Source organism: Bacteroides sp. D22 (assembly GCF_000163675.1).
Taxonomy (GTDB): domain Bacteria; phylum Bacteroidota; class Bacteroidia; order Bacteroidales; family Bacteroidaceae; genus Bacteroides; species Bacteroides xylanisolvens.
Map to the genome: position 1 here is coordinate 43,302 of NZ_GG774810.1, position 12,777 is coordinate 56,078.

Below are 12,777 nucleotides of genomic sequence, written 5' to 3' on the forward strand. Positions count from 1 at the left end.
AAAGTATATGAGAAACAAGATTAGATATATAAGACTGATAGGGCTCATATTTGTCCTTATCGTTGGCTCTAGCCTGACTTTCGCACAAAATAAATCAAAGAGAAAGTCGGCGAAGAAGCCTTTGGTGGAAGTAGTTTCTATTGTTACCGACGAGAAAGGTAGCCCGTTGAAGAATGTTTCTATCATTTGTGGAGAAGGCGCAGTCGTTCTATATACAGATGCAAAGGGACGTTTTCAGACGAAGGTCGAGAATGACGCAACCGTCATGGTGGAGGCTTTGGGATATGAAGATAAAGTGTATAAGCTGACAGGCAGCAATATCGTTCCTGAAAAGATTGTCCTGAAGAAAGAGCCTCTGTTCCTGACCGAAGAATCGCTAGTGAATAGAGCCGATGGTGGCAAGACATATAAAGGGAATGAAGTAGGCGCAACGAGCGTACTGGAGAACGGACAGTTTGGAACCTTCCCTGATTTGACGCTGACTAATATGCTGCAAGGTAAAATGTTAGGTCTGCAAGTTCGCTCCACAGTCAGCGGATTGGGTAATAATACGCCTGATTTATTTATCCGTGGCCAGCATGGCATGTCGGAGAATACAGCTATTGTTATCATCGATGGTGTGGAACGTCCGGCAGCGGATTTGATTCCTGAAGAAATCGAACGTATCGAGTTGCTGAAAGATGCCACTGCCAAGATTCTTTATGGGGCGCGTGCTGCGAATGGCGTACTTTGGGTGACTACCCGCAGAGGAAAGGCCAACCGCCGCATTTATAACGCAACCGCCGAAGCAGGTGTGGTACAGATGACGCGTACTCCTGATTTTCTGAATTCTTATCAGTATGCTAATCTGTATAATGAAGCGCGTGCAAACGACGGACTGACTCCTTACTATAATCAGAAACAACTGGAAGGATATAAAAACTCCAAAGGAGCCAATGACCTATTGTATCCGAACGTCGATCTGTACGATCAGTTGTTGAACAAAAATGCCAACTATCGGAAAGTATCGTTCGATATGACGGGAGGTACCGACAGAGTGCGTTATGCCCTGATTGCCGGATATGTAGGAGGTAGCGGATTTGAAGACGTCACCTATACTCCGCAATTGCACCGCCTGACTCTTCGCGGAAACCTCGACTTCAATGTAACGGATTTCCTGACTATATCCGCAGACGTTGCCGGACGTATGGAAATGCGTAAATGGGGGCAATTGGACTGTGGTCAGGTATTTACGGCCCTGTCTACGCATCGTCCGAATGAATACCCGCTGACTATGTCACCGGAAGAAACCGGACTGGCCAGCTCGGACGGGATTCCTTTGTTTGGCGCAAGTCTGCTGCGTCCGATGAATGTATACGCGGAAACGATGTATGGAGGATATACGGATGAGCGTTATACACGCAGCCAGACCAATATCGGTTTGAAATTCGATCTTGATATGCTGACAAAAGGGTTGAAAGCCGGTGCTTTCCTTTCTTTCGACAACTATGATTACCTGCAACTCTCTTTGAGCAAAGTCTATCCGACGTATGCCATCAAAACATATCGTGACTTTGCCGGTGAGGAACAGATCATGTACACCCAGATGAAGAAAACAGATGTAGCCACTTCACAAAGCCGGAAGTCGACTACCTTGCAGCAGACATTGGGTTGGAATGCCTTTGCCGCATACGAGAATACATTCAACCAAAAGCATGATGTATCGGCACGGCTGACTTACATGTACTCGAAAACAACGAATCAGGGAGTGACCCAAGACATCATCAATGCAAACTACGCATTGCGTCTGAACTATATGTATGACCACCGCTATGCTGTGGAAGCCGACATGGCATTGATGGGAAGCAACCGTTTCAAATCGGGAGATAAATACTTCTTCTCGGCAGCAGGCGGCCTAGCCTGGATTCTAAGCAATGAAGATTTCCTGAAAGACAATGAATACGTGAACTTCCTGAAACTGAAAACCAGCGCCGGTATATTGGGCTATGACAGAAGCACGGAACATTTATTGTATGAACGCGCCTGGTCGCAAGACGGCAGCTTCCGGTTCGGAACAACGAACAACGGTGCTACGGCTTACTATTCCACTTTTGTCCGTGCAGGCAATCCGAACCTGAAATGGGAAAAGGCAGCAGAATGGAACATCGGTGTGGAAGGCCTGTTCCTGAACAACCGCTTATATACCGAAATAAACTATTTCCGTGAGAAACATACGGACATCATCGGTTCTGTCGATGCCTCTTACGGGGATTATACAGGCAACTTTACCTACCAGGATAACATGGGCTCCGTCTTGAATCATGGTATAGAAGGAATGTTCACTTGGAGCGACCGTATCAACGACTGGTCTTATTCGGTAGGAGCTAATTTCGTATGGTCTAAGAATAAAGTATTGAAATGGAACCAGGTGAAACATGGTGAAGAATACCGTTATACAGTGGGGCGTTCTACCGATGCTATGATGGGACTGGTTGCCGAAGGATTATTTGGCAAAGATGTAGCCATCAACGGACATGCCCCCCAGACGTTTGCCGATTATCAGGAAGGCGACATCGCCTACAAAGACCTGAACGGCGATAAGATCATTGACGGTCGTGACGTAAAGGAACTCGGAAACTCATTCCCACGTACTACATTGGGCATCGATTTCAATGTAAGTTACAAAGGCTGGGGATTGTATCTTCAGGGATATTCCGAACTGGGCGTTCACACTTGGGCAACAAATGCTTATTATTGGAACAATGGAGAAGGTAAATACTCTAAACTGGCATTAGATCGTTATCATCCGGCAAACAATCCGACCGGAAGTTATCCGCGCCTGACAACCACTGCCGGTGAGAACAATTTCCGCAATTCTTCTTTCTGGTTGAAGAATACAAGCTTCTTCCGTATGAAGAATGTTGAATTGAGCTACACGTTCAATCAGTTCTCCCCAAGTTCGGTCGTGAAGAAGATGAAGGTTTTCGCTCGTGGTGCAAATTTGTTTGTGCTTTCTTCCGTGAAAGATTTGGATCCTGAATTGCTGAATGCCGGTGTGACAAACTACCCGGTGACGCGTACTTTTACAGGCGGAGTCTCTTTTGTATTTTAATTTTGAACAATTAATAGATGGCAATATGAAACATATATTAGGAAGTTGCGTTTTAGCAGGTCTGTTTCTCTTTTGTGCTTGTGACGACACATTGGATACAAAGGTGACATGGCAGATCGGAGACTCTGATACCTGGAGAGTGCCGGAACTTGCTCAAGGCGTACTATATAAAGCTTATAATGGCATAGCCAACCGTCCGGATTGTTTTGAAGATAACTTTCTGGATTGTGCTACCGATAATGCAGTGACTAATCTGCGCAGCTCTTCTGTCTATAAATTAAATATGGGTGGGATGACAGCGTTTAACAACCCAATCGGAAACTGGAGTAATGCGTACAACATGCTGAACTATGTAAACTCTTTCCTCGAAAACGGCTTGACCGACCAGGTGCAGTACAACCGCACCGACCCGGAAGTGGACAAGCAAATCAAGCTGCGTCTGGAAGGTGAATCGTATTTCCTGCGTGCATGGTGGCATTTTGAGCTATTGAAGATGTACGGCGGAAAGGCGAAGAATGGAAAAGCGTTGGGTATTCCGTTGGCAGATCATTTTATTTCGCAGGATGAGGCCGCGCAGAACGGTGAATTTCTTCGTCCTACTTATCAGGCAACAGTCGATTTTATCGTAAACGATTTGGATAATGCCATCGAGTTATTACCGAACGTGTATCAGGGAGATGACTTGGAGTTTGGTAATACACAAATCGGCCGTGCCACGAAAGCGGCGGCAGCTGTTTTGAAAAGTCGTGCGCTTTTATATAGCGCAAGCCCTGCCATGCAGGATGATGACGTGACGAAGATCACCGGCATGGGACAATTCGAAATACTGAACCCTACGGTTTACCAGGCAAAATGGGAAGCGGTAGCCAAAGAGATCAATAAGATTCTGGGCATGGAAGGTTTCGGAACTTATGTTCCTGTTACAGCTTCCTCCATTGCCGATGTTCAGACCGAAAGTTCCGATTATGCTTTCCGCAAATATTTTAATAGTAATCTACTGGAAGGCCTTCATTTCCCGCCGTTCTATTATGGAAGTGCCCGTGCCACTCCTTCTCATAATCTGGTAAAGGCTTTTTATGCGAAGAATGGTTATCCGGCAACCGATGTTCGTTCCGGCGTCGATTTGTCTGATCCTGATTTCGATCTGACGCAGCTTTATGCCGTACTGGATAATCGCTTTGCGCTGAATGTCTACTATCATAGTGCTACATTTGGCGATTCCGGCCAGCCACTGGATATGTCCGAGGGTGGAAAAGATTCTCCTTCGTTTAGTGAGAATGCTACACGTACGGGTTATTATTTGGCTAAATTCGTTTCCAAGAAATCGGCTATGCTGAATCCGATTCAGACCTTAAACTCGGTTCATTACAATCCTTTGTTACGAAAATCGGAAGTTCTTCTTAACTTTGCCGAAGCTGCCAATGAGGCTTGGGGCAACCCGACGGTGAAAGTCGAAGGATGCCTGTATTCTGCATACGAAATATTGAAAACAATCCGTTCGCAAGCCGGGGGTATCAATTTTGATCTTTATCTGGATGAAATGGCTCAAAGTAAGGACTCGTTCAGAAAGTTGATTCAGAACGAACGTCGCTTGGAATTTACTTTCGAGAATCATCGTTATTTTGATATGCGTCGTTGGGTATTGCCGTTGAACGAAGAGGTGGAGGGTGTTGCCGTTACCCGCAAGGAAGATGGTACATTCAGCTTCAAAGTACAGAAAGTGGAACAACGGAAATATGAAGTGAAAAACTATTTCATGCCGCTACCGTATGCAGAGCTGGAAAAGAATAAGAATCTAATGAATAATCAGGGTTGGGAATAACGTGCTGTTGATATAAATACTTATTTACAATGAAAAGACTAAATATATTATGGATAGGGCTGATAAGCGTTCTGATGACTGCTTGTTATGACGATTATGAAAAGGACTACGATAAGAGTTCTGTGTACTTTGCTTCGCAAAAACCTCTGCGGACACTGGTAGCCGATACAGATATGTCGATAAAGGTGGGAGTGGCTATTGGCGGTAAAAGAGAGGTGCATATCGATGATTGGGCTACGTTTGAGATTGATCCGTCTTTACTGGATGGTACGGGCTTGACACTGATGCCGGAAAACTATTATCAGTTGGCTAATCCGAATAAGATGACAATTAGCAATCCGAATCTGGCAATAGCAGATGTGAAAGTGACTTTCTCCGATGCTTTCTATAATGACAATGCTGCCTTGGACAAGCACTATGCAATCCCTTTCCGGTTGGTCGATCATAATCAGGATGAAATAAGTACTGATGTGAATGGCAATTTGAAGGATTACAGTATTGTAGTTGTCAAATTTGTCAGCCAGTATCATGGTACCTACTTTGTGAAAGGAAAAGTTACCAATTTGTCCACCCAGCAGGTTACTGAATACAGTAACAAGGATTTGAGTCAGAATATGACCCGCGACTTTGTTTCGTTAGGTAGAAACAAAGTACGCAGACCGGGTTTCGGAAACACATTGGAAAACAATGAATCGGTGAATCTGACAGTCAATCCGGATGGAAGCGTCAATATTGAAGCCGGAGGAAGTGTCGCTATCACAGATGCATCCGCTACATTAGATCCTGCTGCCGAATCATTGGAATTTGTAGGGAAACAGCCTAAGTTTACCCTTTCTTATAAGTACACGAAAGGTGGCGTCACTTATCAGGTTGACGAGGAACTGATTCGTCGTCAGAATCCGGAAGCCGATTTACGCTTCCAGGAGTGGTAGAATAGGTATGAGTTGATTATAGATTTCTATTGCTCGCCGGTAATTAGCTGCATCAGTGAATGTTGTAGATTAATTACCGGCGATATCTTTTTCTGTTGGGCGTAGTTGATTTACAAGATATACCTACTTGACCTGTTGACTATTAATAGATAACTTCCTTTTGCTATAGACCAAACTATCTTTCTCCGGTTAGATAACTTTCTCTTCCTTCGTTCCAAACTATAAATGCAAGCTTTGTTTTTATAATTGCAAGTTCCGTTTATAAAAACAAAGCTTGCAATTATATAAACGGAACTTGCGTTTATAGTTTGAAATAGGGCAAAGACAACTTTACTATGAAGGGAAGAGATCTTTGCAAAGGGAGCAAAAGAACTTTTCTATTAATAGTTGACACGTTGTCTAAGGGTAGGTTGAATTTCTGAAGCAGTTGCTTTTGCTTTCTATTTCAACTGCTTGAGAAACTCTGTCGGAGTGATATTAAATTCTTTCTTGAAACACTTTGTAAAGTAGTTCGGATCTGATATACCGACGGCAAATGATGCTTCGGAGACATTCATACCATTCAGTAAATGAGTTTTAGCCTCTTTCATTTTGATGGTCCGTATGAATTGAGTGATGGAGCATCCGGTGAGTGATTTCAGCTTCATGTGCAACAGGCTGCGGCTGATGCGGAGATGGGCTGTGATTTCCGTTACTCCGAAGTCTTCCTTGGTGAGGTTCGCCATAATCAGTTCCATCAGTTCTTTCATGAATATTTCATCCCGCGGGTTGTTGGTTATTTGCTTGATGTTCAGTTCTTCTGCCTGTTTGAAGTGTTCAATACTCTGTTTCCGGCTCTTTTGGATATTCTGTACCAGCAGTTCCAGATTCTTGGCGTTGAAAGGTTTAGTGATATACGCATCGGCTCCCCGCAGATAACCTTCCGTATGGTCGTTCTCATCGGTCTTTGCAGTCAGGAGGATAACGGGGATATGGCTGGTCGTTACGTCCTGTTTGACACGTTCCGTGAATTCCAGGCCGTCCATCACCGGCATCATTAAATCCGATATAATGAGGTTGGGCAGCTGTTTGGCTATCTTCTTGCAGGCTTCCGCACCGTTATACGCCCGTATAATATCATATTTCTCGCTGAATATGCTGGCAAGATAATCATTCATTTCTTTATTGTCCTCTACAATCATAATAGATTCCCGGGCAGGATCTTTTTCTTTGTTGGTCAGCTTTTCAGGAATGAGTTCGATGGTTTCCTTGATTCGCTGGTTATATTTCTGTATTTCTTCGGTCGTGATGTTCTCGGACGAGCGTTCATCGGGGTTGTAAGCATCCTCGGATACATTCAGGGTAACGATAAAATCCGAACCTTTGTTGATTTCGCTTTCTACCCGGATTTCCCCTTTGTGCATGTGTATGAGCGAACGCGTAAGCGATAATCCCAGTCCGAATCCTTCGCGATGGTCGCGCTTCTCAACCTGGTAATAACTTTCAAATATTTGTTCCTGAGCTTCTTTAGGAATCCCCCTGCCATTGTCTTTGACGGAGATTTGCACAAATGTTTCTTTCTCTTCTTTTATTAGTTTGGCACTCAACTTGACGTATCCGCCGGGTTGGGTATATTTAAATGCGTTTGAGAGCAAGTTATAAAGAATCCGTTCCAGTTTGGAAGGCGAGAACCAGACTTCCTCTTCGGTGTCTTCCAGATTGACGATGAAGTCAATTTCCCGTTCCCCGGCTACAATGTCGAAGATGTGCGACAGTTCTTCCAGAAAGTGCATGATGTCTCCCTTCCGGACGCTGATACGCATCTGTTTCATCTCGATTTTACTGAACGTCAATAGTTCATTAATCAGATAATTCATCCGGTTGGCGTTTCGGTAGATGACTTCCAGTTTCTCTTTATCGTTGTTGCTGATTTGTGGCTGCTGGATCAATCGTTGCAGAGGCGATAGAATCAGGGTCAGCGGTGTTTTCAGGTCATGGGAGATGTAAGTGAAGAAATTGATCTTCTGTTGATTCATATTCTCTATGTTGACGCGTTGTTCATGCTCCGTTTTCAGTCGCATGAGCAGGATGATACGCGTTTTGGTATATCTGTATGCGGCGTAAATGATTAATAGGAAGAGTAGTGCATAAACTAAATATGCTCCCGGTGAGAGCCACCAAGGAGGAAGGACTCTGATGGCAAGGTCCTTTTGGCCCGTTTCGTCCCAGTGGATACCATCTTTGCTGGCTTTGATCTTTAAGATATATCTTCCTGAAGGCAGATTGGAGAAGCGTACCTGATGCTGGTTGCCTACAAACTGCCAGTCCTTGTCGATACCTTCCATTTTCATCGCATATTGAGTGTTGTCGGTATATTGATAATTCAGGCCGGAATATTCGAGACGCAGGGATTGGGCTTGTTCGTGCGTCAGGGTGATCTCTGTCAGTTCGGAGATAGAGGAAGGGATGAATGCTTTCTCATTGTTGGGTGACATATATTCGCTGTTGCTCCAAATGGCAGTCAGTGCAATGTTGAAACGGGGATTGACGGAGCGTACCTGTTCCGGGTAGAAAGAAATCATACCGTTGATAGTTCCGAAATACAATTCTCCGTCAGGCTTCTTGCAGGCGGAGGAGTAGTTGAACTGGTTGATGGGTAATCCGTCGGCCGTGGTATATCGGTCAATGCTTCCTGTTTGGGAATTGATACAACAAAGTCCGTTTCCGGTACCTACCCAAACATTACTCATCTCATCTTCAATGATACCTTTGATGGCGTTGGATCCCAACTGTTCTTTACTGTAAAAGGCGATAATGTTACCGTTGCGGTCTGATACATAAAGCCCGTTGTTGTCTGTACCTATCCATATCCGTTGATGTGAATCGGGGTAGATATAGGTGATGTAGAGATTGGTGTGCGGCAGGATAGGGAGCGAGGTTACTTTCAGTGTATGGGTATTGATCTGAAATATACTGCCTTTTCGGGTTCCTGCCCAAAGTATACTGTCATTAAACTGTACCAGGTTAAAGACACGGAGAGATGAAATTTTTTCCGGGCGGGAGTTTGCTTTCTTCCTGTTGATCAGGAATAAGCCGGAAGGGCCTCCGTACCAGATATGATCGTTCTTGTCTTCGATGATGCAGAAGCCGGAAGAAACCTCATCCGACAATAGATTATAGTCCACCGTGCGGTTTAGATGCGGTATATAGTGAAGAGCTCCTTTCAGGAACAGTCCGAGCCACAAGCTGTTATCTTTGTCGAGCCATAAAGAATGTATGTTCTTGGCGTAGATTTGCATTTGCTTGTGCAGCCGTTCGGCACGGGTGATTTCCTTCTTATTGTCCAGGTAGTTCAATCCGCCATCTTCGGTGGCGATGTACAGACCGTTGTCCGGAGCATTGATAATCTGGCGGACAGCCTTTCCGCTCAAATGATTGAAACTGGCTCCGTATGGATATATCTGGAACTGGTCGGAACCGAATATATAATAGTTGACTCCTCCGAAATAGGTTCCTACCCACATATTATGAGCCTTGTCCTGATAAAGGCTGTAAATGGGAGAATCGTTCAGCGCACTTAAATCCCGTTCCGATTGTTCGTAATGTGCAATCAGTTGGTAGAGTTTGTTGAAGACAAAGATACCATACTCTGTGCCTACCCATATATTCCCCGTATGGTCGGTTGCCGCACAGCGGAAGTGTTTTACTTCCAGGTCTTTCGAGAGATTACACAGGGTATTGCTTTGTATATGATAGACGAAAAAATCGTTGTTAGTATTAAATAACAGCTGGTTGGACGAGATCAGGACGGCATTGTTGCATTGCAGTGTAAAAGGCTGGATGAGAGTCGGGAGGGAAACGAACTGTTTCTTGTCCAGACTGTATCGCATCAGCCCTTTGTTGGTGTCTATCCATAAGGTTTTGTCTCCGTCCTCCGCAAAGTATCTCACATGAGGTTTTTCTTTATCGAGAAGAAAAGGAACGAACAAGCTGTCTTGTTCATTGTAGCGATAAAGTCCGTTGCTACAAGCTGCCAGAAGCATACCATCGCTGGTATTCAGGAAACAAACATCATCCTTAGTGTTCCCTTTAATCTGGTAACGACTGAAATCTTCTGTCTCGTAGTTATAGCTGCAGATGCCCTGATCGGTAGAGATCCATAGAATGTTACGGAGCGAATCGTTATATAAGCGCGTGATGAAATTGTGGCGGAGTGAGGTGCTGTCGGCTTCATTATGTGCGAACAGGTTGATATTATAACCGTCATATCGGCACAATCCGTTGCGTGTACCAAACCAGATGAACCCGTGGTTGTCCTGGGTGATTGCATTGATCGTATTATGCGGGAGTCCTTCAGCTATACTTAGCTGTTTGAAGCGTATATTATTATATTGAATCTGTCCCGTCGACAAGCTTGTATTTAAGAGCACGAGACTAAATAAGAGTATGAATTTAAGTAAGGTGGTTCTCATGGCTTTTCTGATTGATTTTCACGACCTAAAGATACGTCTTTTTTTGTTTTGAACAGTCGTAGAATTGTTCAAACGGGCAGCACTCATGTTCAGTTTGCCGCTTCGCTACAGATTTTTATACATGATTGCAGGTATTAAGCATTATTTTTCTGTTTTTCTTGGATAGAAAAGACCACATTTGCAATGTGAAACTCTAAAAACAAATGCTATGAATCATTCGACATTCAAATCCTTTACGTTTGGTATCGGTCTGTTTTTCACATTACCTCTGGTATATGGGAATAGTTCCTCTCCGTCTTCTTCCGATGGAACGTTGTATATCAATAAATCGAAAACCCACAAAGTGGCTCCCGTAAAGTACGGTTTCCATTATGAAGAAATAGGAATGATGGGCGAGGGTGCCCTGCACGCCGAACTGATACGTAACCGTTCGTTTGAAGAAGCTACACCGCCTGCCGGATTATCTGTGAAGAACGGTCTTTATGAAAATGTTCCGGCTCCCCGCGTTAAAGAGAAAAAAGTGTTTCAGGCCGATCCGCTGATTGGATGGACGACTTATCCGTTATCATATACTCCTGTATTTATCAGTCGCACGGATGAAAATCCGATGAGCGGGGAAAATAAGTATTCGATGCTGGTTAATGTCACGGAAGATATTGCGAACCATCCGGATGCCCTGATTCTCAACCGTGGATATTATGGAATGAACCTGAAGACAGATACGTCTTACCGTCTTTCCTTGTTTCTGAAGAACAGGAATTATTCCGCTCCGTTACGTGTATTTCTAGTTGACGAATGGGGACAACGGGTGAGCAATGTGATCGAAGTGAATGTAGGGAATCGGGACTGGACAAAATATACCGGTGAACTGAAACCGGAAAAGAACGTCCGGCGTGGAATGTTTGCCATACAACCGATGTCGAAAGGGCAATTTCAGATAGATGTCGTTTCCCTGTTCCCGTCCGATACCTGGAACGATGGAAAATCCGTATTCCGTAAAGACATTGTTCAGAACCTGAAAGAGTTTTCTCCCAGCTTTATCCGTTTCCCGGGCGGATGCATCGTGCACGGAGTCAATGAAGAAACGATGTATCACTGGAAAAAGACGCTCGGACCGATTGAAAATCGTCCGGGACAGTGGAGCAAATGGGCGCCTTATTACCGTACCGACGGAATCGGCTATCATGAGTTTTATGAATTGTGCGAATATGTGGGAGCTGATGCGATGTATGTGATGCCTACGGGTATGATTTGCAGTGGTTGGGTGAAGCAAAGTCCACAGTGGAATTTCAGACACATTGATGTCGATCTGGACGCTTATATCCAGGATGCGTTGGATGCCATCGAGTATGCCATTGGTGATACAACTACGAAATGGGGAGCTGAACGGGCAAAGAACGGTCATCCCGCTCCTTTCCCGCTAAAATATATCGAGATTGGAAATGAAGATTTCGGACCTGTGTATTGGGAGCGTTATGAGAAAATCTATCAGGCGTTGTCCGCCAAATATCCTGACTTGATTTATATAGCCAATAGTGTCATCCGTGTAGTCGGAAGAGAGAATGATGACAAACGGAAGGATATTCCCAATTTTGTCAACCCGAAGAATGTGAAAGTGTTCGACGAACATTATTATAACTCAATCGAATGGGCTTGCGAACAGCATTATCGTTTTGATAACTACAAACGGGGTGTTGCCGATCTATTTATCGGCGAATTGGGAATCAACGGAAAATATCCTTATAACCTGCTGGCTACCGGAGCCATCCGTATGTCAATAGAACGCAACGGCGATTTGAATCCCTTGTTTGCTGAACGTCCGGTGATGAGGCATTGGGACTTTCTGGAACACCGTATCTTCCTGCCGATGTTGATTAATGGAGTAGACAGTAGCGTAAAGACTTCCTTCTTCTACCTGGCAAAGATGTTCAGGGATAACACGTTTGACGTGTGTCTGGATGCAGCGATCAAGGATATAGAAGGTTTGCAGAACATCTTTGTTACGATGGGATATGATACGGCCAGCAAACAATATATCTTGAAACTGATAAACCTGCAGGATAAAAAAGTCACTCTACAACCGGAAGTTTCCGGCTTTAAACGTCCCGTCAAGGCACATAAAACAAGCCTGATACTGGTTCCGGGAAAAGAAAACACCCCGTTTACCCCGAATGAAGTCCAACCGGTAGAGACGGAAGTCGGACTGGACCTGAATCAGCCGTTCGAATTGGAAGCCGCTTCCATGGTTGTATACCGTTTTAAATTGAAATGATAAATGGGAATTTAGCAGTTAGGCTGAAAGCCTTACAATTATATATTTATTGGGGTGCCCTGAAAGGGCTTAATTATATAGCGTAGGGCAACGCCCTACGAAAAAGACACACCAGCCACAAGCCCTGAAAGGGCGGAACTGTATACAATTATGCCCTTTCAGGGCGCAAATTCAGATTGTCGTTTTTACGTAGGGCGTTGCCCTACGCT

The 12,777-nt window shown here is 44.4% G+C and carries 5 protein-coding genes; 4 read left to right on the top strand and 1 reads right to left on the bottom strand.

The genetic code is table 11. The annotated features are described in order from the left end of the window. Positions 1 to 7 precede the first annotated feature (7 nt). Genes HMPREF0106_RS09635 through HMPREF0106_RS09625 form a run of 3 tightly spaced genes read left to right on the top strand, consistent with a single transcriptional unit; the run spans position 8 to position 5,845 of the window. Entirely contained in the window at positions 8 to 3,091 is a 3,084-nt protein-coding gene (locus HMPREF0106_RS09635) for a SusC/RagA family TonB-linked outer membrane protein (protein ID WP_009040303.1), read from the top strand. A gap of 25 nt (positions 3,092 to 3,116) precedes the next feature. Then, a complete protein-coding gene (locus HMPREF0106_RS09630; RefSeq protein ID WP_009040304.1) occupies positions 3,117 to 4,913 on the top strand; it encodes a RagB/SusD family nutrient uptake outer membrane protein in 1,797 nt (598 codons plus the stop codon). A 29-nt stretch (positions 4,914 to 4,942) separates the two neighbouring features. After that, positions 4,943 to 5,845, top strand: a complete 903-nt coding sequence (locus HMPREF0106_RS09625) for a BT_3987 domain-containing protein (RefSeq protein WP_009040305.1) — start codon at positions 4,943 to 4,945, stop codon at positions 5,843 to 5,845. Positions 5,846 to 6,285: 440 nt separating this feature from the next. Here HMPREF0106_RS09625 and HMPREF0106_RS09620 read toward each other — a convergent pair whose 3' ends face one another. Then, positions 6,286 to 10,296 carry a two-component regulator propeller domain-containing protein gene (locus HMPREF0106_RS09620; RefSeq protein WP_009040306.1) on the bottom strand — a complete coding sequence of 1,337 codons (4,011 nt, stop codon included), beginning with the start codon at positions 10,294 to 10,296 and terminating at the stop codon, positions 6,286 to 6,288. Between the two features lie 208 nt (positions 10,297 to 10,504). Here HMPREF0106_RS09620 and HMPREF0106_RS09615 point away from each other — a divergent pair, with 208 nt between their 5' ends. Continuing rightward, positions 10,505 to 12,568, top strand: coding sequence for an alpha-L-arabinofuranosidase C-terminal domain-containing protein (locus HMPREF0106_RS09615; RefSeq protein WP_009040307.1), 2,064 nt, complete (start codon positions 10,505 to 10,507; stop codon positions 12,566 to 12,568). Positions 12,569 to 12,777: the final 209 nt, after the last annotated feature.

What these genes read in the sequence shown, in the direction of transcription:
- HMPREF0106_RS09635 (WP_009040303.1), top strand. Translation starts at nt 8, where the DNA reads ATGAGAAACAAGATTAGATATATAAGACTGATAGGGCTCATATTTGTC.
- HMPREF0106_RS09630 (WP_009040304.1), top strand. Translation starts at nt 3,117, where the DNA reads ATGAAACATATATTAGGAAGTTGCGTTTTAGCAGGTCTGTTTCTCTTT.
- HMPREF0106_RS09625 (WP_009040305.1), top strand. Translation starts at nt 4,943, where the DNA reads ATGAAAAGACTAAATATATTATGGATAGGGCTGATAAGCGTTCTGATG.
- HMPREF0106_RS09620 (WP_009040306.1), bottom strand. Translation starts at nt 10,296, where the DNA reads ATGAGAACCACCTTACTTAAATTCATACTCTTATTTAGTCTCGTGCTC.
- HMPREF0106_RS09615 (WP_009040307.1), top strand. Translation starts at nt 10,505, where the DNA reads ATGAATCATTCGACATTCAAATCCTTTACGTTTGGTATCGGTCTGTTT.